The sequence below is a fragment of the Ferruginibacter sp. SUN106 genome (assembly GCF_050611765.1).
Classification (GTDB): Bacteria; Bacteroidota; Bacteroidia; order Chitinophagales; family Chitinophagaceae; genus Ferruginibacter.
Map to the genome: position 1 here is coordinate 986,720 of NZ_JBODJC010000003.1, position 21,940 is coordinate 1,008,659.

At 38.0% G+C, this 21,940-nt stretch carries 22 protein-coding genes; 16 read left to right on the top strand and 6 right to left on the bottom strand.

Annotation, left to right across the window (positions count from 1 at the left end):
* Window positions 1–269 precede the first annotated feature (269 nt).
* From ACQ334_RS15650 to ACQ334_RS15660, 3 genes are all read left to right on the top strand, one after another.
* A complete protein-coding gene (locus ACQ334_RS15650) occupies window positions 270–2,342 on the top strand; it encodes a hypothetical protein (protein WP_430989182.1) in 2,073 nt (690 codons plus the stop codon).
* A 528-nt stretch (window positions 2,343–2,870) separates the two neighbouring features.
* Complete coding sequence (locus tag ACQ334_RS15655; RefSeq protein ID WP_430989183.1) at window positions 2,871–3,812, top strand: hypothetical protein; 942 nt, start codon at window positions 2,871–2,873, stop codon at window positions 3,810–3,812.
* Between the two features lie 422 nt (window positions 3,813–4,234).
* Window positions 4,235–5,689 (top strand): LamG-like jellyroll fold domain-containing protein, encoded by a 1,455-nt coding sequence (locus tag ACQ334_RS15660; protein WP_430989184.1) that lies wholly within the window; start codon window positions 4,235–4,237, stop codon window positions 5,687–5,689.
* A 174-nt stretch (window positions 5,690–5,863) separates the two neighbouring features.
* Here the strand turns inward: ACQ334_RS15660 and ACQ334_RS15665 are convergent, their stop codons facing one another.
* Window positions 5,864–6,403: a hypothetical protein gene (locus ACQ334_RS15665; RefSeq protein ID WP_430989185.1), complete on the bottom strand. Its 540-nt coding sequence runs from the start codon at window positions 6,401–6,403 to the stop codon at window positions 5,864–5,866.
* A gap of 284 nt (window positions 6,404–6,687) precedes the next feature.
* Here ACQ334_RS15665 and ACQ334_RS15670 point away from each other — a divergent pair, with 284 nt between their 5' ends.
* The 5 genes from ACQ334_RS15670 (at window position 6,688) to ACQ334_RS15690 (ending at window position 9,988) form a co-directional block, all read left to right on the top strand.
* A complete protein-coding gene (locus ACQ334_RS15670) occupies window positions 6,688–7,338 on the top strand; it encodes a DUF4919 domain-containing protein (protein ID WP_430989186.1) in 651 nt (216 codons plus the stop codon).
* A 142-nt stretch (window positions 7,339–7,480) separates the two neighbouring features.
* On the top strand, window positions 7,481–7,822 hold the full coding sequence (locus ACQ334_RS15675) for a hypothetical protein (RefSeq protein ID WP_430989187.1): 342 nt from the start codon (window positions 7,481–7,483) through the stop codon (window positions 7,820–7,822).
* A gap of 72 nt (window positions 7,823–7,894) precedes the next feature.
* A complete protein-coding gene (locus ACQ334_RS15680; protein ID WP_430989188.1) occupies window positions 7,895–8,911 on the top strand; it encodes an alpha/beta hydrolase in 1,017 nt (338 codons plus the stop codon).
* A 146-nt stretch (window positions 8,912–9,057) separates the two neighbouring features.
* Complete coding sequence (locus ACQ334_RS15685; protein ID WP_430989189.1) at window positions 9,058–9,495, top strand: GyrI-like domain-containing protein; 438 nt, start codon at window positions 9,058–9,060, stop codon at window positions 9,493–9,495.
* 76 nt (window positions 9,496–9,571) lie between these two features.
* Window positions 9,572–9,988 (top strand): VOC family protein, encoded by a 417-nt coding sequence (locus ACQ334_RS15690; protein ID WP_430989190.1) that lies wholly within the window; start codon window positions 9,572–9,574, stop codon window positions 9,986–9,988.
* Window positions 9,989–10,005: 17 nt separating this feature from the next.
* Here the strand turns inward: ACQ334_RS15690 and ACQ334_RS15695 are convergent, their stop codons facing one another.
* Entirely contained in the window at window positions 10,006–10,833 is an 828-nt protein-coding gene (locus ACQ334_RS15695; RefSeq protein WP_430989191.1) for an SGNH/GDSL hydrolase family protein, read from the bottom strand.
* Between the two features lie 131 nt (window positions 10,834–10,964).
* Between ACQ334_RS15695 and ACQ334_RS15700 the strand changes: the two genes are divergently transcribed.
* Window positions 10,965–12,476 carry an energy transducer TonB gene (locus ACQ334_RS15700; protein ID WP_430989192.1) on the top strand — a complete coding sequence of 504 codons (1,512 nt, stop codon included), beginning with the start codon at window positions 10,965–10,967 and terminating at the stop codon, window positions 12,474–12,476.
* Window positions 12,477–12,554: 78 nt separating this feature from the next.
* Here ACQ334_RS15700 and ACQ334_RS15705 read toward each other — a convergent pair whose 3' ends face one another.
* Window positions 12,555–12,926, bottom strand: a complete 372-nt coding sequence (locus ACQ334_RS15705; RefSeq protein ID WP_430989193.1) for a hypothetical protein — start codon at window positions 12,924–12,926, stop codon at window positions 12,555–12,557.
* A 251-nt stretch (window positions 12,927–13,177) separates the two neighbouring features.
* Window positions 13,178–14,875 carry a hypothetical protein gene (locus tag ACQ334_RS15710; protein WP_430989194.1) on the bottom strand — a complete coding sequence of 566 codons (1,698 nt, stop codon included), beginning with the start codon at window positions 14,873–14,875 and terminating at the stop codon, window positions 13,178–13,180.
* 138 nt (window positions 14,876–15,013) lie between these two features.
* Here ACQ334_RS15710 and ACQ334_RS15715 point away from each other — a divergent pair, with 138 nt between their 5' ends.
* From ACQ334_RS15715 to ACQ334_RS15725, 3 genes are all read left to right on the top strand, one after another.
* Window positions 15,014–15,478, top strand: a complete 465-nt coding sequence (locus ACQ334_RS15715; RefSeq protein ID WP_430989195.1) for a DinB family protein — start codon at window positions 15,014–15,016, stop codon at window positions 15,476–15,478.
* A 199-nt stretch (window positions 15,479–15,677) separates the two neighbouring features.
* Window positions 15,678–15,923: a hypothetical protein gene (locus ACQ334_RS15720; protein WP_430989196.1), complete on the top strand. Its 246-nt coding sequence runs from the start codon at window positions 15,678–15,680 to the stop codon at window positions 15,921–15,923.
* A gap of 59 nt (window positions 15,924–15,982) precedes the next feature.
* Entirely contained in the window at window positions 15,983–16,168 is a 186-nt protein-coding gene (locus ACQ334_RS15725; RefSeq protein ID WP_430989197.1) for a hypothetical protein, read from the top strand.
* Window positions 16,169–16,471: 303 nt separating this feature from the next.
* Here the strand turns inward: ACQ334_RS15725 and ACQ334_RS15730 are convergent, their stop codons facing one another.
* A complete protein-coding gene (locus ACQ334_RS15730) occupies window positions 16,472–18,922 on the bottom strand; it encodes a hypothetical protein (protein WP_430989198.1) in 2,451 nt (816 codons plus the stop codon).
* A gap of 192 nt (window positions 18,923–19,114) precedes the next feature.
* Here ACQ334_RS15730 and ACQ334_RS15735 point away from each other — a divergent pair, with 192 nt between their 5' ends.
* The 4 genes from ACQ334_RS15735 (at window position 19,115) to ACQ334_RS15750 (ending at window position 21,218) form a co-directional block, all read left to right on the top strand.
* Window positions 19,115–19,594: a hypothetical protein gene (locus tag ACQ334_RS15735; RefSeq protein ID WP_430989199.1), complete on the top strand. Its 480-nt coding sequence runs from the start codon at window positions 19,115–19,117 to the stop codon at window positions 19,592–19,594.
* Between the two features lie 109 nt (window positions 19,595–19,703).
* Window positions 19,704–20,204, top strand: a complete 501-nt coding sequence (locus tag ACQ334_RS15740; RefSeq protein WP_430989200.1) for a DUF2004 domain-containing protein — start codon at window positions 19,704–19,706, stop codon at window positions 20,202–20,204.
* Between the two features lie 10 nt (window positions 20,205–20,214).
* Entirely contained in the window at window positions 20,215–20,652 is a 438-nt protein-coding gene (locus tag ACQ334_RS15745; protein ID WP_430989201.1) for a hypothetical protein, read from the top strand.
* A gap of 20 nt (window positions 20,653–20,672) precedes the next feature.
* Entirely contained in the window at window positions 20,673–21,218 is a 546-nt protein-coding gene (locus ACQ334_RS15750; protein WP_430989202.1) for a hypothetical protein, read from the top strand.
* 180 nt (window positions 21,219–21,398) lie between these two features.
* Here ACQ334_RS15750 and ACQ334_RS15755 read toward each other — a convergent pair whose 3' ends face one another.
* Entirely contained in the window at window positions 21,399–21,806 is a 408-nt protein-coding gene (locus tag ACQ334_RS15755) for a hypothetical protein (RefSeq protein WP_430989203.1), read from the bottom strand.
* Between the last annotated feature and the right edge of the window lie 134 nt (window positions 21,807–21,940).

The window sequence follows — 21,940 nt, forward strand, 5'->3', positions numbered from 1 at the left end:
TTAAAGCACCGGGCAGAGAAAATGTTATGTGGTATGCTGAAGAGGGAATTATTTTTTTTGAGTTTAGTTATTAAAGATTATTTTTATTTAGAAAAAATAACATGAATCGTCAATTGCAAAATTTTGCCTCTTTTTTAACTAGCTAATAATTAGTTAGTGAAGAAGTGTTGAGTAAATACAGGAATTGACGATGATGTAAATAAAAGCTGCCTGTAAAAGCATGTTACATAAAAAATAAAATAAACCTTAAAACCCATTTAACCAATTTTATGAAATTTTATTTAGTATCCGTATTGTTAGTTATCAGCAATTTAATTTTTGGCCAAACATCTACTTTATTAGTTAGTGATGATAATTTGTACAGGATATCCCTGCCAAATGACTGGACAAAAAGAACAGAATTGGGAGCTGGTGTTCAATTTTCACTCACCGCACCGCAACAGGGCGATAAACAATTTGCACCTTCCTTTCAATTAGAAACCGGGACATTGCAAAATGGGTATCAGAATGCGTCTATTGACGAGATTTCGAGAAAAGAATTGGAAGTGACCAAACAACAGGGTGGAGAAAAACTTGTAATTGTAAGAGATAGCTTTAAAATCATTAATAACAAAAAATGGTGGAATGGTATTTTCCATATCCAGGTCACTAAAAAACTGGCGATGGATTATTTCATTTTAAAAACGATTCATAATAAGATTACCTATACGCTGAATTTTTCTGCACCCTCAGATTATTTTTCAAAAAACCTGGATCAGATGTATGCGTATATGGAAACCATGATGTTCTACAAAACTGATGCAACTGTTTATAATAACACCACTGATAATAAATCATTTGATACTGAACTGAAAAAATTTGAAGGTATTTATTTTCAGCAACATCCCGGGGCAAGCACAAAAATTATTGTTGGAGAAATTGGCAATGGAATATATGGGGCCAAAGAAGTAAGAGAGATTGTTAAAGATGGCAAAACTTTTGTTTTTGAAGCGTTACTTAAGCCGGAAAATATTGCAGGCAATACAATCACATTAAACAGTGATGAAGTTGTGAAAGCTGATTTACCCATTATTTGGAGCAAAGCAACCTATGAGTTAAAAAAATCCGGTAACACTTTACAAGGAACTTTTTTTTCAAATAGTAATAGTTTTAAAGGATATGAAGTTGTATTGGAAAATCAACAGCAGCCTGTAGCCAAAAACAAAACAGTAAGTATTGAAACAAAAACCTCCCCGGTTAATAAAAAACCGGCAGCTGTAAAAACTTTTAAAGAATTAAGCGATACCAACGGTGAGCAGGATAATCTTATCAATTTTGGTAATGGTATGGTGACACGTAATGGAGATAACCTGACATTTCAGTTGAAATCAGGCAATACCAAAGTATTAAAGAATAATAACAACAACAATACTGTTGATTATACATTTATTGGCTATTCAGACGAACTGAATAGTTTTATTGTAGAAAACAAAGGATTTGAATCATCCGATTTTAGTTTTATAAACAGAGACAATGGCGTAACCATAACCGTTCCGGGATTTGACTATGAGGTTTCTCCATCAAAAAATAATGTGGTATTTTATAATAACGGCGGGCTCATCGACCAAACCGATGAAAGTGGAATTTATATTTTTTCAATTTCCAAAGATGGAATGCAAGCCACTTTTAAAAAAATAACTTTTGATGTTTCAAAAAATACCGGCTGGGCTCCTGCTTCGGTTAAATGGGTGAATGATAATTTAATTGAAGTTGATAAGCAGGTTAAAGCCAGCTCAACTAAAGTAAAAGCCGGTGGCAAATGCTGGCTTGTTGCTCAAACTGGAGGTTGGACAATCAGCAATGTATTACCGAAGCAAAATCCAGGCGTTACCGTGGTGCCAACTGCCACAGACCTGGAATATGGCACACAAAATTCAACACCAGGTGCAACATTAGTACCTTCCGTAACAGACCGCAATTATACCGGCGGTAAAACCATGGATGAATTAGGCAGAAAACTCTTAAACGCATTGATAACAAATGATTTTAAAAGTTGGTATAGTTGTGTTTATGAAAGCCCTTCGGATGAGGTGAAAAAGGATTTCGATAAGCTGAGAGAGGGTTTACAACAGGATGGCGTATCAACCTGGAACCTGGCAAAGTTTAGCAGGGTTACTTATACAGATTTTACTTATGGCAAAAAACTACCGGAATTTGCGTATAACAATTTCCGCATAGAGTTTGATTATAAATCTTCCTTTACCGGCAGGTTCCAGTGTTCAAGTGGTGCAACAATATTGATTAAGGGAAAATATCTTCTGTATAGAACATCGAATTTCTGGCATGACCTTAAAAAAAATTAGTTTTTTTTATTTTACCAGCTACCTGCTATATTAATAACCGGTATGGTGCTGCGTAAAAAATTATCGGGCTTTGCAAAGTTTGCAGGCAGTTCAGGATATTTACATGCGCTGTTAATTACGGTAATAGCAATTTTGCCGGTAACACTATTGTGCAATTATTTTTTCATGAAGCTGATCAATCCTTTATTTCACCAGCAGCCATTGTATTTCCCCGGTTAAGCCCTGGCAAAGCCCGGGTTACTCCGTACATGAGCCTTACATGAGCCGTGGCTAAGCCGTAGCAAAGCCGGTAGCACTTGCTGCAACAGACTATGCTATCCTATACAAACATAGTGTTCTCCATCGCCGGTAACCACTCTTCCCATGTAAGTGCTTTTCTTCGTCGCAGGTACTTCCTTCCTCAACACATTCCATTTGCAATGATTGCTATAATGTTTATCGCCTTATCCCTGTTAACTGTTTTGCCATACTATCAATTCTTTGTACTTTCACCATCAGAGTCTGCTTATAATCCGGGCTTTATAAAACATGAAACGTCTGTTATCCTCAGTAGTTATTTTTGCCATTGTAATAATATTCTTTTCGGCCTGTAGTAAAAAACCTTCCACACCTGACCCTGTACCGGTACCACAGAGTTTTAGTACGCAGTTAGCAAAAATCTACCAGGTAGATTCTACATTACCAGCAGGGAAAGACACCATATTCAGCCAGTACTACACTTACGATAATACCAACAGGCTGATCAGCCAGGTTGAATATATTGCAAAACCTAATGGTGATAGTTTTAACGTGGCTACAATAAAATTTGACTACCTCGGTGCAGATACACTTGCATACCGTACCTTCAGAAAAACTACTACTACAGGAAGTTCACCAACTACAAAAACTGACACCAGCTATTATAATTTTTTAAATGGCCGCTATATCAGCGATTCTATTCGTTATGCAGGAGAAGCTTATTCTGTTGCCAGTTTCAGTTACGCTTCGGGTAAAGTTACACGTTACTTTCATAATTTTGTTTATGCCAGTTCGTTTTCTGATACTGAACGTTCAGTTATGTATCAAACTTTACTGAACAATAACATAACCCGCCAGATTGATACTTTGGTAAGTACTACCAATAATCCTACCCCTTTTGCCAATTATGATATGACTGAATTTCTGCAAACCTACCTACCCAACCCCAACCCTTTATTTAAAATCATCACCCCTGTTCATACAGATCATATCGGCAATGTAGGTATTGGAAATTATTCAAACAATAAATTTGCGCCCAAATATCTTATTGCACAACAAACCATTAATTCAAAACACTGGACAACAGCCGGTGGTTCAGGAAACCCCATTACCAGCAGCACCATAAATTATGATTATACTTTCAGGGCTGATGGCTATCCGTTAATGGCAAGAATAACTGAAAATTTCACAGGAACAGTAAAAAAGACAAAGCTGGTTTTTGTTTATCAATAATTTATACAGCAAGAAAAGATGTATAGTCGGGGTGCCGATCAGTGTCTTTATGTATTATTATACGATTAACTTATCAATAGTAAACCTTCGATTTAGTTAGCTGTACACATAAGGAAACTTGGTCTTCTTCGTTTTCGCCCTCAATTTCGGGTTGCTGTCTTTTACCGGGATATTAATGGATGCCATAATGCTTTGTATTTCCTTTAAACAGGCACTGCCCTGCAATCCGTACTCCGCAGAGCATTCAATGCATCTGTACTTTTTTTCGCACTTACAGTAAAAATTTACGCAGTTACTAAGTATGCTTACCCTGCTTTATCTTTTTTCGCTTTCTTGTGCTTGTATACGTTTTACAAATAAATTATTTGCAGGCATACACACGGTTATTTAATTGAACTCATTTTTAAACCAAATCAATTAACATGAAAAATTTTGTATTGCTTCTTATCCTTTGCGCTTGTTTAAACGCAGAAGGCCAGATCAACCTCAACCAGGGTTTAATTGCGTACTACCCTTTCAATGGAAATGCAAATGACGCAAGTGGTAATGGTATTAACGGAATAGTTAATAATGCGATTTTAACCACCGACCGTACCGGGCAACCAAATGCGGCCTATTATTTCAATGGAACATCTGCTTTTATCCAGTTACCTTACTCAACACTTTACAATTTTGCACCGGCAGATTCGTTTTCAATTTCTGTTAGAATTTTACAGGATCAAAATAATACGAACACACCTGCCCAGGCTTTAGTAGTAAAATCACCGTTCAATTCAAACTGGACTTTGTCGAACTGGAACTATGGTATTTATTCCCTGAATTATAAAGCCATGACCGGTTACGCAAACACTACTGTTTTAACTGGTACAACAACTTTTACGGGAATACCTTGCTGGTATAATATTGTAACTACTTATAAAGCTGGTGTATGGCGGCTATACGTAAACGGTGTACTAGAATCCCAGGACCTGTCGGCCACCAGGTTTATTATACAAGATGGGGCTTCGTCACAAATTAATTTTGGCAGAAAGGGTAATTCAAGTGGAGATTGGTTTAAAGGCTCGATGGATGACATCAGGATTTATAACAGGGTTTTAAATGTAAATGAAATAGATGCTTTAACAGATTGCCCTAGCAGTTGTGAAGATAGTTGTAACTGGAGTCTCACAGGAAATAGCAATGTGCAAAGCTGGAATTTTATAGGTCCCAAAAACAATGCTGATTTTAAAATCAAGACCAATAATGTACAACGCATGGTTGTATCAGCTGCTGGTAATGTTGGCATCAATTCAAGTGCACCAGGTAGTAAACTGGAAATTGATGCCACCGGTTTAGCCGGAGCAGTTAACGATTATACTTCGCCGGCACCTTCTACAAGTGGCTTGCGTTTTACTGCTTTAAAAGCAGGAATTACAGCGCCAATAAGAAACCGGTTTGGCGGCGTACTATCTTTAGATGAAGATGGAGATGTAATATGGGTACAAGCCTGTTGTAATATTGCGCAGGCAAAGAGTGAGGAAATGTCGGACATATTGAACAGGCTTGATAAACTGGAAAAGGAAGTTAATCAGGCAAAAACAGAATTAAAGCAGATGGATGTAATGCTGGAAAAAAGCAATATTGTTGTGTTAGGGCAAAATAATCCAAACCCCTTCACGGAAAGAACGCTGATAACTTATAATATACCCAAAGCTTTCAAGTCTGCGTATGTGGTCATCACATCAACAAATGGAGCAGTAGTAAAAAAGATTGAAATAACGAATCCGGGTAAAGGGCAATTAAATGTAATTGCAAACGGAATTAGTGCTGGTCTGTATTCTTATACTTTAATCATTGATGATAAAACTGTGGAGTCAAAAAAAATGATAAAGCAATAGTGTATCATATTATTCAAAACAATGAGCCGGGCAATAAGCACCCGGCTTATTGTTTTTTACACTGCTACTATTTTGCTGTTAATTTCAAGCCTGGTTTTTTTGGTGCTCCGGCGATGGCCTCCTTTACAACCAACACTATTGCAATACATCCCTGGTCAATATTCAGCGTTTTTACTACCTGTACACATAAGGAAACTTGGTCTTCTTCGTTTTCGCCCTCAATTTCGGGTTGCTGTCTTTTACAGGGATATTAATGGATGCCATGATGTTTTGTATTTCCTTTAAGCAGGAATTTCCTGGTGACTGAATAAGTATTATTGCGGTAATGCTGCTATCGCACAAAGTGTAAAAGCCTTCTGTGTCAGCAGAAGTGCCGTTGGGGATTGTTTTAGAAGCGGCAATGCATACCCAGCCATCGCCTTCTGTTCTCACAGGTATTGTAAATTTCTGCAGGTTATTATTGCCGCTCTTTGTTTTTGAAGCCCATAACAGGCCAAACCTTTTTTCTGCAGTAACAATAGTATTCATTTGTTTAAAGAAGGTTATGCTGCAGCCGCTGTTTTCTTCCCCGCTTTTTACCAGCTCCATATCACTGCCCACTGGCCGGGCAATCCAGCCTTCGGGTAAAGTATAACTGATAACGCCAAAACTGGATTGTGCATTTACCAAACCAACAGCAACCAGGCATATAACAGACAGGATTATCTTTTTCATTGTATTATGGGTTTAAAATTACCCTACAAAAATTGTTTTTTACTCTGTAGTACACCATCCCTTAAAACATGTATTTTTAACTGCCACAGCAGCTGCTTTTATTTCATTGACGCAGCTACGATTAGTCAGCAGGCTGACTGGTATAAAGAAGAAGTATTTTTTTTTATTGCCGTGGTTAAAGTTTATTTTTAACCGTACAATTAACCAGGTATTCTGCAAACCAGGATTATTAAAATACAAGAGTTGATGGCAGGTTTTGCAGCTCACCAAAAAATAAATACACTATGATAAAAAACAGGTTTTCCCTGCTGGCAGTTTTTCTGCTTACACAAACACTGGCTGCTTTTGCACAAGACGGCAAAATTGAGATACCCGATTTAAACGACAGCTATACCGGGTATGTAAAGCAACTTGAAAGTGGTACCACCAACATCGACTACGTTGCTTTTAGAAACAGTTTTTTAAACAGTAAACAGTACAGTAAAAAAAGCACCAATTACGATAGCTTAAAAAAACAGGTTTTTGTTGAGGTTAAAAATAAAAACTATAAAGAAATTGTAAGGCTCACCAAAGCCATGTTAAGTATAGATTACACCAGTATGTTTGCCCATAAATATTTACAACAGACTTATAAAATACTGGGCGACACTGTTAACAGGAATAAATACCACGATATTGAATTCGGGCTTTTAAATTCAATTACAAAAAACGGGGATGGCCAAACCTGTGCAACCGGCTGGCATGTAACACAAATTGAAGAAGAATATTTTATTCTCTACATCCTCGGGGCCCAATTGCAAACCCAGAGCATCAGCAGCGGAGGCAAAAACACCTGCGATAAAATGGTAGTGAAAACCGAAGAAGGAGAAACTAAAACCTATTACTTTGAAGCCAACAAAGTATTTGAGATGGAAAGAAAAATGTTTGAGAAATAAAGCGGTCCCTGCAAAAGGATTAGTAATTAAATTAACCAAGGATAGCACTGTTGAATGGAGAAAAATTCATGGAGAATAGTAAAATGCAATCCGCTTTTCTACCTGCCTTTTTTGCAACTCATTTATTAGAACCATGACTGATATGGCCACCCTTCAAAGCACAATCAGCAATCTGCTGAACCGTCAGTTTAAGATTGCTGATATAAAACAGCATTTGCTAAATAATGGCTATACGTTTGAAGAAATTGAAAGTGCCATCAATGCAGCGGTAGCTGCCCGTAATAACAGCAACAAAAAAACTATCAGTTCAAAACAAGCTTCCAGGTCAATTGCATATGTACTCATTGGTGTGGTTATTCTATCCTCCTTTTTGGGCTTCCGCAATAGTGGCACCAGCCCCGGCTTCAACATAGGAAGGGCACTCGTGGGAACATTGATGTTGCTCTATGGATTTTATTTAGCCAACCGGCCTTTAAAGGACTAGCAAAAGGCATATTATTTTTTACTGGCAGGTATTAAATAATATTGCTTAACTTCTGGCAAATAAAACGGCATTATGACAAAGAAAATTTTTACCTCCTGCATTTTCATACCATTGCTGCTGTTCGCCAATAGTATACTGGCGCAGCAAACAAATGCCAAAGAAGATTATTCGGCCTTCCTGCCGGAAGTAAGGGCTTTTAACAAAGAGCTTGCCCGCATGCCCCAGGAAGGCTCCGTTTTAACCAAAGAAGGTTTGGCCGCTGCACGCAATTCTATGGGGGCAGACCCTGCTATCAAAACTCAGTTACAACCTGCCGTAAAATATATTCCGGGGCCTGCAGGAAATATTGCACTCCGGATTTTTACACCCGATACCATACGTGCAGTAGTGCTTGAAATTCATGGCGGCGGATGGTCATTGGGAACAGCAGCAAGCGATGATATTCAAAACGACAACATGGCAAGAACATGTAAAGTAGCGGTGGTAAGTGTAGATTATCGTATAGCGCCAGAGCATGCTTTTCCGGCTTGTATCAACGATTGTAAAGCCGCTGCAAAATGGCTGGTGAATAATGCAATGGCAACATTTGGTACCGACAAATTATTTATTTCAGGTGCTTCAGCCGGCGGGCACCTAAGCGCAGTAACTGCCCTTTACATCAGGGATTCGCTGCACGCTATTGATAAAGTAAGAGGCGTAAATCTTATCTATGGCTGTTATGATCTTTCACGTACTCCATCTTGCAGGATGGCTACAGACAGTACCATTATACTTAATAAAAAATACCTTAATGAAACGTATGAATTGGTATTTCATGGCTGGAGCAAAGAAAAACTGCAGGATCCGCAATACTCACCATTATACGCTGACCTGAAAAATCTCCCTCCTGCATTATTTACCATCGGAACAGCAGACCCATTGATAGATGACACTTATTTCATGGAAGCAAGATGGAAACTGGCCGGCAATAAAACCTTTCTTGCAGTGTATCCCGAAAGTTCGCATGCTTTTAATTTCTTCCCTTCCAGAATGGCAAAAGCAGCCAACGAAAAAATGTTTCAATGGATAATTGCTTTGTGCGAAAAATAATGTTGTTGTTTTAATTTCATACAGCTGTAACATTGTAGGGTACACTTAAATTATGCAGTTATTTAAAAGAGACAAAAATAAATACCTGGCCACCAAATTAAAAAGTTGGTTGGCAACAATTGAATTAACACCAAGAATTTATTGCAATGAATATAGAAATAATTACGGAACCATTAAGTTTACATATTTATGGCTTTGCAGGTATTGCTATACATAAAGACTATGCCGCAACCGCCTTTAAGTTAATGGATAAGATGTGGCAAACAGTTAAGTCAAAAAACTTAGCGAACAAAGGCCTTAATATTTGGGTTTACGAACATGGCGAAAAGGTTTTTGCAGGGGTAGAACTTAACAACATTCCGGATGAAGATACAGGCCTGGAACAAAAAAATATTACCCTAACAAAGTATGCCAGGTACAAACATATTGGCCCCTATCATTTAATAAAGCAGGCAGGGCAAAACATGGTAGCTGAATTAAAGAACAGGGGCTACGAAACTATTTTACCCTATATCGAAATCTATGGGCATTGGACAAATGATGAAACGACACTGGAGACTGAACTGCTGATGTGCTTAAAATAATTTGTAATAAAACTACTTTTATTAAATTTGACTATTCGTTCTGATACATTTACTGATTGCTCTAAAAACTAAATTTATGTTAGCTCCTTACATCGCCTTTAATGGCAATACCGAAGCTGTTTTTGATTTTTACAAAACCGCACTTAATGGCTCCATTACAAACCTGCAAAGATTTGGTGATGGGCCGCAAGGCGCCCAATTACCCGAAGGGGAAAAGAAAAAAATAATGCACATTGCATTAGAAGCACCTGGTGGTATTACACTAATGGGCAACGATTTTATTGATTTTACAGGCCAGCCTTTTACCGCAGGAAATAATTTTTCTTTATCGCTTCACCCCGATAGTGAAGCACTGGCAGATACATTATTCAACAACCTTTCTGCAAATGGCATTATCATTGTGCCTATGGCAAAAGCCCCATGGGGTGATTATTTTGGTATGTTCATTGACCAGTTCGGTATTAAATGGATGATCAATCACCGGCCGGTTTAAAAGCTTAACCGGATTTACTACTGGTATTTTTTCATGATCTTCACCAGCATCTTTGCAATCATTGCATAACCTTTATCTGAAGGATGCAAACCATCATAAGTAATATCGATGGCATCTGCCGGGTAAGGATACTCATCCGTTTGTGGATTGAAGGGAACACCAATATAATCGGGGTACTTGTAATTTTTATACTCCCCTGTTTGAGGATCTTTTAATCTTTTAAATTTAACCAGCTTGTTTACTTCCATGCCTTTTTTATGGTAGAGATCCACCAGTTGTATATGCTCATAAGCGGCGATACTATCTATAGCGATGGCAAACTGCTCTAAACTTTGTCCGTCTTTCTTATTGTACGATCCGTAAGCATTATTTTTCGGATCGTTGATGTACACAAAGTCGGACCGCTGCATGGGTGTTATCAGGATAATTTTTGCCTCCGCATTCAGGCTGCGGAGTTTATTGATGATGATACGGAAAGAACCATACAATGTAGCACTACCCGTACTGTTCTGGTAATCTGTAAATTGCCCCAGCCTTCCTGCATGCCACCAATCGTTGGTGCCAAGAAAAACAGAATACACATCGGCTTTTATCAATCCCAGCTTTTCAATATTATCTGCAATGCGGCTTGCCGTCCAGCCATTATGCCCCTGGTTGGTATACTTAATATGGGGTAATTTTTCAGTTACCCTTGTCATATAACCGCTGCTGATACGGTTGCCGGTTTCATTGGTATGATCATTTAAATAAGTAATGGAATCGCCAATGGCCACCCAGGAAATTGGTCTTTTTTTAAAAGAAAATACCAGGCAGGCAAGGCATAATAACAAAAGTAATTTTTTCATATCGTCATTTTTTAAACCTGGCAGAAAGGTAATGTAATAATAAAAATTGAATGAATAAATTTGTAAACTACGGCCTTACAACGTGAAGAAAACATAGTATGTTCTTAAACAAGTTTTCTTACTTTTATCGCATGAAACTTTTTAACCTTACCTTTTTCTCCGCAATTATTTTTTGCAGCAGCGTTACTACTGTTAATGCCCAGGGCGATACCCTCCAGAAATTCCCCAATGGCAATTTACTACTAAAGAATAAACCGGGCTTTCGTTTACAAACTGCTGCCGGCACTGTGCTTTGCAGTTGGGATGGGGTTTACAATAGCATCTATGGCAGTAAAAATGTATTGCAGATTGTAAAGCAAAGACAGGGCAGTAAAGACAAATTTGGTATTGTCGATCTGAAAGAAGGTGTGGTAATATTACCTGTATTGTATGATGGTATTGGCAAAAACAACAGAAATATCAACAGCCATATAATGGTTGTAAGACAAGACAAATTAATAGGCCTTTTTTCAGTTGCTAACAATGCGGCCACACCATTGCAGTTTACCAACGTTGCCGATGCGCCTGCAGGCAACCTTGTTTTATTTAAAGACAGCTCTGCTTATTTATACGACAAGCTGCTGCAATTTAAAGACAGTATTAAAGGTATGTACTGGCATAAAGGTTTCACATCATATACCGGATCTGAATATTTAAACACCTACCTGATTGCCCGGCTGAAAAATGGCGAAGGGCTGCTTGATGAGCGGAATCATTTAATATTTAAAAAAGGCTGGTTGGAAATTATTCAGCTGAAGGGAGCGTATTTACTGGTAAAAACAAAAGACGGTATTGGAGTATACAATATTAAAACTGGCAAACAGGAAGAGCCTTATACCTACGATGCCTGTATTGCCGATGGCGGGGCTTTATTTTTTCTGCAAAAAAAGCAACAATGGAAAATGATGGACACACTGGGCAACAAATTAGCCCGTTTTGAAGCATCCTCATTTATACATTCCACAAGCTGGGAAGCCTTCTTTTTTAAACAGGGAGAACGATGGGGCATGATGAACCGGAATGGGAAAATAATACAAACCCCATTATGGGCCTCCATCGACCGTTTTGAAGATTATAATTTTTTCAGAGCCACTTTGCCCAACGGCAAGATTAAATATTATGATTACGAGTTTACTGGTAAAAGAGAAAGTCGAATGCTCACTGGTTTTGCAGAAGGTAATCATGAAGAAGATCAGGGTAAACCTCAAATAATGTTACAGGAAGGTTCTGTAAACGTAGCGCCGGTGGAAGAATTCCGTGCTGCTGTAGTGGAGATGCCTCATCCTGAGAATGATACCACGATCTTTATACGAATGGAGATTGATCCCACCTGCAGACAGGGAAGTAAAATGGATTCCACCGTAATACAAGAAAAGATACTTGCAGCAAAAAAAGAAAAACATATTACTGCCCATGGCACGGTGACCATTAGAGTAGTGATAGAAAAAGACGGAAAAATGTCACGTACAGAAATACTGGAAACAGACAATGAAAAATTAAACACTCCCTCAATTGAAATTGTACAGCAATTGAATAACTGGCAACCAGGCATCCAAAATGGCAGGAATATAAGGGGCTATAAAAAAATCGTGTTACGATGGTAGCAGCACAGATGATTATAATTTTAAAAAATGCCGCCATTGGCCCGCAGGCAATAGCGGCGATAGCCTCTTATTATTAATTTACGGATACACCGTACCGGTATTCATTACCTCCCATTCTCCAAAGGCATTTTTATATACCCAGGCCGTCATTATGCGGCGTGTATGTTGCGTTTCGCCGGTATAAAAAATGTTTTGTGTAAAATCAATTTTGGCCATTGTAACCAAAGCTCCTTTAGGTACTCCTTCCAGTTCCTGTGCGTAATTAGCTTTTGACGAAGTACCCATTTTAATCTCGTTAATGGTAACCGTTTTTTGAGGTTCTAAACTGCTGGCCGCTTTTTCCCAGGTAGACTTGATGGCTTTGGTGATATTTTCTTTGGTGGGTTTCTGTGCATCGGCCGAACAGGAAATTAGTAGTAAAAGAAAGGGAACAAAAAGTAAATGTTTCATATTATGTAGTTTTAGTGAAAATAAAATGCCTTAACAAAAAACAACGGCTGTTTTTTATTGCAGTATACCGAACTGACTTATTAATAAGAAAACTGAAAACAGATGTACAAATAGTAAAATGGATAATAAAGAAACCTGGCAGTAATTAAATACATTGTTACTGCCTCTTCGTCAAATGTAACGTGTTTGTATATTGAATCGTATACCCACTACAGGGTATATAATACGGGTAATTTATTCTGCCAATAGTTTTATTTATTACCGCCAGATAAATTCAACACCAACATATTTTTTTCAGGCAATATTCTAAACACGGTACTATCACCAGGTTTATTAAAACTACCGGTAGTGGTTGTTACCGAATACTGCATGTTTTCAAAACTGCAATCAATTTGTTTTGTTTGTATATTTTTAAACGGCAGGCTTGCTGCAGGTGCAGTAGTAAGATCGAGAAACCAGTTAATTGATGATGCACCTGTAATTTTCATTTTTATTTGTCGTTCATCAATATCCATGATCAGTGTTTGATTAAACGTTTTTAATGGCCAGGCTATATGCAATGTACCGGGCACAGGATTAGTTACCACAGGATCTTTACCTTCTAACAATATTTCTTTACCCTTAACAAGCGCTTTAAAACGCAGGCCTGCAAATACCCCTGGCGAACTCCATATAAAACCATCCACAAATGGCAATGTAAAAAACGTACACTCGTTGGAGGTAGCTTTACCTTCGGTATACACAGACGGAAATTTTTCATCGAATAGATGAATATCCCGGAAACGTAAATTACCATTTTCCCACAATAAATTAATGCGGTAGAACCTGCTGTTGAACCAAACTGTTTTACGGTCACTGCCTGCTATATCTTTATTGATGGTAACAGAGGTGGCCGGCGTTACCTTATATTGTTTACGAAACCAGGCACCTGATGCAGCCAGTGTTTCTACTTTTATTTTCTGAGCATCTCTTAATTTTGCTATCAATGGCAACTGAATTTCAAATCCTTTTTGCATAGCGTCCCAGGTAAAAGAGTTTTCCTGCCCGGCCTGTGTATAAGCATATTCCATTGCATTGCCTGCAACAAACTGGTTGAAGTACCAGTTTACCCATGCTGAATCACCGCCACCAAATTTATACACGGGCTCCAGTGTAATTACGCCCTGCCGGTTGGTGCCAAGCCCTTCATCATATTGCCGCACAGGATCGCTCCCCAGCATCCTGAAAATGGGAACCGGTAGCTGGTTCTCTTCATTTTGTGCCGGCATGTACGAATTTATTTTGCTGGGATAATAAGCCTGGTTCCAGTAACCACCCCATAAGGTATACCCATCGGTACCATACTGATCTTTACAATTACCGGATGCCACAATTTTATATTTCTGATACAGGTAGTTTAAGGTATGTGCATCAATAAACCAGGAGCACACCGACTTTGGATAATACCCGAATATCTTTTTAAAATCATTCATGTATACATCAGCCAGTTTTTCTCTTTCGTCGGGAGAATAACCGGTTGAAAACCCCACATTGGCATACCAGTCCCAGGGATAACGGCCCCGCCATACCAGGCCAGCCTTTTCCACCATGGGCTGGGGAATTTCCCACCAGGCACCGATCTCGAAAGCATTACGTGGCAGGGCTTTTAAAAGCTGCTGGTATTTGGGATCGATCAATGCATCGTACTGTAATAAAAAAGTGCCGCCTAGTTTGTACTTTTTCATCAATGCAACCTGTTTCACTACGGTTTCATACAATACTTCTTTGGTAATAGCAGCATCCCGGGGTTCCAGCAAGCGTATAAAATTTACAATATTTACGATTTTGGGTTGCTGTTTTACTTTATCACGTAATGATGTATTCGTTTGGCCGTTTGAAGAAAGCAGGCATATGCAAAACATAACAAGGCATATATTAAACGGCATTATTCTTTTGATCGTTTTTTTCATTGCATAAATATTTCTTTTGTACGCCCCTTACTAAATGTCTCAAGTTCGGATATTATGCAATGCTGCGTAAAAAATTACACTACTATTTTATCGCTGGTATTATAATGCATAATATCTTCGTAAATACAATTGTAAAATATGACGCAACATTTTGTAAAACAAATTCAATTTGAACTTTGGGCCAACCAGAAAACAGCAGAAGCTATTGAAGTTGCAGTTGAGCCCGATGAAAGAACATTTTTTCTTTTTACGCATATACTGAATGCCAATAGCATCTGGCTAAGCAGGTTACAGAATACGCCTGTAACCACTACCCTTTTCCAGGAAAGAAGTTTTGAAGATAGTAAAGCCCTGATGAAAGAGGTGGCTGAAAAATGGACTACTTACATTGCAACCCTTGGTGAAAAAGAACTTGGCAGATCAGTACATTTTATTTTTCCTTTTGATGGCTCTAAGAAAAAAATACTGATCGCTGATGCCATAACTCATGTATTTGGCCATTCTGCTTATCACCGGGGTCAAATCATAGCCAGGCTTAAAGGAAAGCTGGAACCTTTGCCTTTGCTGGCTTATGTAGTGTTTGCCAGCGAAGCTGATAACTGACCATTTAAATTTATAGCCTGAATATTTACTACGAGGCTCACTATAAATTGTACTGACCCAACATTGTAATCTGCAGTAAAACTGAAGAGATAAATGTGTGAATCTTACAACAAATTCGATTAATGATATAACAATTTATATTTTTTATAGCAGCATTTTTGTGTGGCAACAATTTTGTTACCCACTAAAACGATGCGACATGAAAAATATTGGTACGGATTACTTTACGCAGCTGAGAAGCGATTTTATTCCAAAGAAAAAAGACCAGTACGATCATTCCAGGCGCCCATTCAACCCTGCTGATCCTGCTGAAGCTGAAGGCATGCCTGCTACAATATTGTCCATCACAGATAAAAACAATACAATACCAGCACAGGATGAGATTTACCAAGGTGATAATTACGGTGCACCTTCGGAGAACAATTCCAATACATCAAATAGATAGATCAGTCCAGATACATCAGGCAAAATGAACAACCGATTCTTAATTTTCAAAAATATAATATGAAAATATCAAACCTTGTAAAATCATTTTTATTACTATTCGCTATCTTTCTGCTCAGTTCATGCCAGGCCATTGCCGACATATTTAAAGCAGGTATGGGATTTGGCATTTTTATCGCTGTTGTTGTGGTAGCAGTTATCGTATTTATCATTATAAAGATTACGGGTGGCAATAAAGGTTCATAGATTCTATACAATAAAACATCTTACTAAATAACAGCAATGAATAATATTTTCAGGGGATTAATAGCAGGCTACGGTGCAAAAAAATTAGGCGGTGGTTGTTTAAGTACCATTGTGATTTTTGTAGTGATATGGGTGCTACTAAAAAATTGCTAGCACTAATCTTTTAGTTTCTTCTTTATTGTTGATAGAAAAATTCTCAATGCTTAATGTTCAATGAAAACACACTTGTATTTTATATTGAGCATTGGAAATTGATCATTGAACATTTTTTTTAACCAGGTTACCCGGAATAACAATCTCCTCCTACTGCACTGTATATTTTTTCTCCGCTACAATAACATTTCCTTTATTGGTTACACCCTGCACATCAATACGCACCGTAGTTTTAGGATCGGCATTATAAAAACTAATGGTAGCTTTTCCATTTTCATTGGTGCTAATTAATGGTGCCCAATGGATGGTAGTACGTTCATCAGGCACGGCTTTATCAACGCTGTAGTTGGGTGCATAAAAAACTTTGGCTTCGTAATAGCCGGTAACTTCAGTAATTATTTTGGCAGGATCGTTATTATAAGCTCCGGGCTTTAATACCAGGGACACTATAAAAATATCTGTTGGAGAGGCACCAAGGTCACGTACCGTTCCATCCTCTCTTTCTGTTCTTTCAAAACTAGGCCTGCCCACCAGGTGGCGCACCGTAACACTACTTACCTGCTGCATCGGCAGCGAATAGTAATCTATTCTGTCAAACACATCTTCTCTCTTATCCACTACAAAGCGGGGACGTATCTTTTTTCCGTTGGCCATAAAATATATGGCATCGTTTTCCATATCGTAATAGGCCCCGGGAACTTTTTTTCCTAAAAAATTTCTCAGGTCATCATATTTATAATCTGCAGCAGTAATATCAAAATTATCTACAGGATAACCAAAGCTCATGTAGGCACCATCTCTCAAAAACTCTGTTTTCTTTTTGGAATCTACAGTTACACCAGGCAATATCGTAAACCACTTATTATTTTTTTCAGTGGCATATCTTTTACCTGCATCCTGCGCAAAACCCATAAAAGCTGTAGTATCATAACCAATAAATTTATTGGGGGATACGGGTAATTTATTACTGAATAAAGAATCCATAAACAACTCCCCTCCTTTTTCAGCTTTATCATTTTTGGAGCTGAGCTTGAGGGTTTGTACTCCGTATAAAGGAATGCCGTCTAAAAAATAATTACCCTGTGCATCACTACGGGTGGTAAACCATTTATCGCCTTTTGCATTAGGCGCCTGCAAAGTAATATTCATGCCAGGCAAAGGCTTTTGAGAAAATTTTTGTTTTACATTTCCCGAGATACTAATACCTTGTTCCGGCATAAAATGTATAGCGATAGTGGTGTCGGCCATCTTGCGCCACAAAAAATCCCGCCAGCCCTGTGTTCTTAATAACAGATCCAGCTGCTGCAAACGCAATGGATTATTAACATCAAAATAGGCAGCTGCATTTTCTATCTTTCCTTTTACTTCTGTTTGTAGTAATAAATAAGTAGCCATATTTTCCGGCACTGCTTTTTCAACATTATCATCAACAGCTGCCAACGATAAATTGGCTTTTACAGGTTGCAAATCTTTATTGGTTACCGAAATATTTACAGTAACTTTTTCTTTTTCTGCGTAAGTATTTTTATTAGTGGTAACATTTACTATTAAAGGATTTTTGTCCTGTACATAGATCAGCCTTTCGCAATTGGGATGCAGGCTATCATCATAAACCGTTATACTGCAAATGCCGGTTGGAAAATTTGTGGTAGCAATATTCAGTGCCGCCTGGTTGTCTTTCAGGGTTAGTTTTTCTTTGTACAATATTCTGCCACCATATTTTGCAGCAATAGTAATTTCGCCGGAAGGATGTAATAAAGTTGTAGCGGCATTGGCGAATACATGTACCTGTGCCATATCCGTTCCCATATCAGTAACCTGCATTGTATAACCATCTTTTGCAGCTACGGCAAAAGATGCAGGCAACAAACCTCCATGTTGATATGTAACGAGAGCTTTGTATTGCATACCTGGCACCGGGGCAAAATTAAAACTTCCCATACCAGCATATTCCGTTTTAAAATGCGCTACTGTATCTCCACCAGCTGATATAATGGCACCACTGGCATCCACACCATTACCACTGGCATCTGTTGCTTTAAACGATACTAATGAAGCAATGCCTTCTACCATCGATCCACCTTCGGGAAAAAATTGTATGCTGTAACCTGGTGTGGAAAATGTGCTTGCCGTGTGGTCCTTATTTTTTTGTGGCAGTTCATTTTTTTTATTTACACCCGGAATATTTTTTATCATTACCTGTTTTTCAAAAATAAAATGGTTGCCAAAATTTCTCATCCAATTGGTATAGGCCCTGATGCGGTAGCTGCCGCCTGCAATAGAATCATCCAGTTTAAAATCACCCACCCCATAGCCGCTATCCATACGTATTACCTGCCTGGCTATGATGATATCAGCAGGATTAATAAGCTCGGTATATAAAGTATTACTGGTGCTTACCGGGTAATTGCTCTGCCCGTTTACCAGGTAGGCCTTAAACCAGATATCATCTCCACCGGCATAAAAATTCCTGTCCGTATGCAGGTATACTTTTTCAAAAAATAGTTTTATACCAGCTCCGTTTTGTTGCGCAAAGCTGCCGGAAGCAATAAATAACAGCATGAAAAACACCGGAAACAATCGTACTTTTTTTAAACACATAGCATTCATTTTCTGAGAACCTAAATTTATCGGGTTACGCCTGGCTAACTGTTATGGGGTGGCAGGTAATTTTGGTAAACAAATGTTATTGCGCTTTCCGGTTATTGCCAGGTTCCGGAAAAATCATTTAACATTTACTTTAAACAATCGGTATTATTTTCATTGCCTTATCCAAAACATGGTTTATAACTGATGCGTATAAGAAATCTGCTTTTTTTACTGCCGCTGCTATTTTTGTTTTCCGCCTGCGAAAAAACGAAAGACTTTGATGTGAACCAGCTGTATGGCACCTGGAATATAAAAAAGATAGTACCCCTCAATGGCAATACCAATACCTCGGGATTAGACTTTGTGTATGGTAAATTTACTTTTAATACTGCTGATAATTTTCAATTTATAAATTACACAAGAGAAGTGTTTACCGGTACCTGGTTATTGCAACAGGAACAAGTGGAAGTAAATTGCACCACAGCTACTGACGGCACCCGATCATGTAATCATGACTGGAATGTGAGTATACGGTTGGATGCTACCGGACAGGTAGCCGGGCAACCCGGAAAGAATGCCTATTTTGAATATCTTTCTTTTACAGACGCCGATCATTTTACAGGCAAGCTAACCAGCAGTGGCAACATTGCAACACATGAGTATACCTTTGAGCGAATTAAATAACAACAATTTACTTCTGAATCACCTGTAGTTTTAAAGCCCCTGTACTAACACCAATGTTGTTGTATATTTACTCCGCAATAAATTATTCCACTTTTACATTTTACATATAATGGCAACTTTTACCCTACCGCATTTTGGACCTATAGATCCTGCTGAGCTGGATGAATATTACGATGTAACAATTCCCTTTAATAACGGCACCATTGAAGTGGACCTGAATTTTGAAAGCAAAACTATTGCTGTTGAAAAATTAGCCACTGTAAAACATTTTATTGAAAACATAAGGATCTACGATATCAATAACAAAGGTTACATCGCTAAAGATTATAATGATGAAGAGGGTGATACCGTACAATTTTATTTGCAACACCACCTGGAAGAATTAGGCACTGCAGAATTAGCTAGTTTGTTGCCCGCAGGAAGCAAATCTGCTGATCATGAAAAATTATTATTACAAAAATTGCACCTGGTAAGAGTTGGTATTTATCCTCACAATACTGATTACTTTGCTGTTTTTGATTATACGCTCGGGCAAGATATAACCGATCAGTTAATTGTGATTATTACAGATGAAAATGGCAACCTGGATTATATGACAATAGAGAGTTAAGCTAAAAAAGATGGCATTACTATCCATACAATCCAGGCAAATCAGTATCAGTAAATACCTTATCTACTTTATACTGATGGGCTTTCTTTTAAAACCAATGTGCACAAAATTGTGGTATGCTATTACCTATACCAAAACAAAAGGCGTAGTAAAATACTTTACGTTTAATAAGCCCTCCAGAACTACCTATTATTATCCTGTGGTAGCTTTTGTAGTTAACCAGGATACTTTAACCTGCACAGGCAGCTCCTTTCAACACGATGCAATCAATGTGCATGATTCTGTTGATATAATTTATGGGGCCGGAGATTCACCAAAAGCTTTTGTGTATACTTTTCTTGGCTTTTGGGCACCTCCATTAACATACATTGTTCCTGGTGCCTTACTACTCACTTTAATCTTTTTGGGCGTAACTACTATTCCTAAAAACTTTGTGATCAAAATATAATATTCAATAAATAAATACACATGAAAAATTCTGACGAAATTGCTATTCCTCCCTTATTTTTTTCCGCTGAGGGCGAAATAATTATTACCCCCTCTCCCACTTCTTCAAAAAGTGATTTTGATTTTTTTGAAGGCAAGTGGAAACTGCATAATAAAAAACTAAAAGCAAGATTATGCAGCTGCACCGAGTGGATAGAATTTGAATCCACACAGGAAATGTACCGTGTATTAAACGGCATTGGCAATATTGATAATTTTTTAGCCAGTTTTGACGGAGTGCCTTTTGAAGGCATGACGGTTCGCTTATTCAATCCTGAAACAAAACTCTGGAGTATTTATTGGGCCGATTCCAATACCGGTGTTTTAGACCCACCGGTACTAGGTTCTTTTGAAAATAATATAGGCCATTTTTTTACTAAAGATATTTTTAATGGCAAAAATGTGATCATGGTATTTCGCTGGGATGCCCGTGATAAAAACAACCCGATATGGAGCCAGGCCATGAGCGATGACAATGGTGCTACATGGGAATGGAACTGGTATATGTACATGAGCAGGTTGCAATAAAAAAATAATCAATGCTCAACATACAATATTCAATGACATTCAAAATCCGGCATACTATGCGTTTTCCTTAGAACCTGGGAATTGAATATTTTTTAACGCAATACAAAAATCACCCCTCTTACCTACTCAATAAAAATTAAAAGCCACTATACGCTGCTTCTCTATTACCCTCTTTTCAATTTACCGTTTAAACTTATCGCTGCAGCCTTCAATACAAATAGGATCAAGCGGAGATAAATACAATTCTCTTTCTGCAGTCTTTACATGATAATTCATTAAAGTATAACCTGAAGGCTTTGCGGAGGGTAAAAATTTAATGGTCGTACTATCCACTATTACAAAATGCGTGGCTTCTTTTAAAAAAGATGCTGTGCCGGTAAAACTACCATCAGCTTTAAATTCAATAGTTTGATTGGCAGGTGTTACGGCATACCATTGACCGGGAGCCCCGGTACTGTAAAAATATTCAGTGTGTGTCCATATGCCGGTAACTGTATTTTCAATGGGTTCTTTATCAGCAACTGTGGCTTTGCTGCATGCCGCAAACAATAGCACCACCAATAAGCCTGTCATGAATTTTCTTTTCATAAACTTTGTTTTCTTGCTGACAATGCAATTTGTAGCACCGTTGCGTTGACAGAAAAATTATTACGTAAAAAACATTGCAAAAATAATACCTCATTGATAGAAATACATTCAATTCACCAGGCTTGTTCATCATA

Bases quoted from the DNA above. Each gene is read 5' to 3' on its own strand.
- ACQ334_RS15675 (WP_430989187.1), top strand. From the start codon at position 7,481: ATGGCCACCCTTCAAAGCACAATCAGCAATCTGCTGAACCGTCAGTTT.
- ACQ334_RS15755 (WP_430989203.1), bottom strand. From the start codon at position 21,806: ATGAAAAGAAAATTCATGACAGGCTTATTGGTGGTGCTATTGTTTGCG.
- ACQ334_RS15695 (WP_430989191.1), bottom strand. From the start codon at position 10,833: ATGAAAAAATTACTTTTGTTATTATGCCTTGCCTGCCTGGTATTTTCT.
- ACQ334_RS15715 (WP_430989195.1), top strand. From the start codon at position 15,014: ATGACGCAACATTTTGTAAAACAAATTCAATTTGAACTTTGGGCCAAC.
- ACQ334_RS15735 (WP_430989199.1), top strand. From the start codon at position 19,115: ATGCGTATAAGAAATCTGCTTTTTTTACTGCCGCTGCTATTTTTGTTT.
- ACQ334_RS15665 (WP_430989185.1), bottom strand. From the start codon at position 6,403: ATGAAAAAGATAATCCTGTCTGTTATATGCCTGGTTGCTGTTGGTTTG.
- ACQ334_RS15750 (WP_430989202.1), top strand. From the start codon at position 20,673: ATGAAAAATTCTGACGAAATTGCTATTCCTCCCTTATTTTTTTCCGCT.
- ACQ334_RS15650 (WP_430989182.1), top strand. From the start codon at position 270: ATGAAATTTTATTTAGTATCCGTATTGTTAGTTATCAGCAATTTAATT.
- ACQ334_RS15670 (WP_430989186.1), top strand. From the start codon at position 6,688: ATGATAAAAAACAGGTTTTCCCTGCTGGCAGTTTTTCTGCTTACACAA.
- ACQ334_RS15740 (WP_430989200.1), top strand. From the start codon at position 19,704: ATGGCAACTTTTACCCTACCGCATTTTGGACCTATAGATCCTGCTGAG.
- ACQ334_RS15710 (WP_430989194.1), bottom strand. From the start codon at position 14,875: ATGAAAAAAACGATCAAAAGAATAATGCCGTTTAATATATGCCTTGTT.
- ACQ334_RS15725 (WP_430989197.1), top strand. From the start codon at position 15,983: ATGAAAATATCAAACCTTGTAAAATCATTTTTATTACTATTCGCTATC.
- ACQ334_RS15730 (WP_430989198.1), bottom strand. From the start codon at position 18,922: ATGTGTTTAAAAAAAGTACGATTGTTTCCGGTGTTTTTCATGCTGTTA.
- ACQ334_RS15655 (WP_430989183.1), top strand. From the start codon at position 2,871: ATGAAACGTCTGTTATCCTCAGTAGTTATTTTTGCCATTGTAATAATA.
- ACQ334_RS15690 (WP_430989190.1), top strand. From the start codon at position 9,572: ATGTTAGCTCCTTACATCGCCTTTAATGGCAATACCGAAGCTGTTTTT.
- ACQ334_RS15745 (WP_430989201.1), top strand. From the start codon at position 20,215: ATGGCATTACTATCCATACAATCCAGGCAAATCAGTATCAGTAAATAC.
- ACQ334_RS15700 (WP_430989192.1), top strand. From the start codon at position 10,965: ATGAAACTTTTTAACCTTACCTTTTTCTCCGCAATTATTTTTTGCAGC.
- ACQ334_RS15685 (WP_430989189.1), top strand. From the start codon at position 9,058: ATGAATATAGAAATAATTACGGAACCATTAAGTTTACATATTTATGGC.
- ACQ334_RS15720 (WP_430989196.1), top strand. From the start codon at position 15,678: ATGAAAAATATTGGTACGGATTACTTTACGCAGCTGAGAAGCGATTTT.
- ACQ334_RS15680 (WP_430989188.1), top strand. From the start codon at position 7,895: ATGACAAAGAAAATTTTTACCTCCTGCATTTTCATACCATTGCTGCTG.
- ACQ334_RS15660 (WP_430989184.1), top strand. From the start codon at position 4,235: ATGAAAAATTTTGTATTGCTTCTTATCCTTTGCGCTTGTTTAAACGCA.
- ACQ334_RS15705 (WP_430989193.1), bottom strand. From the start codon at position 12,926: ATGAAACATTTACTTTTTGTTCCCTTTCTTTTACTACTAATTTCCTGT.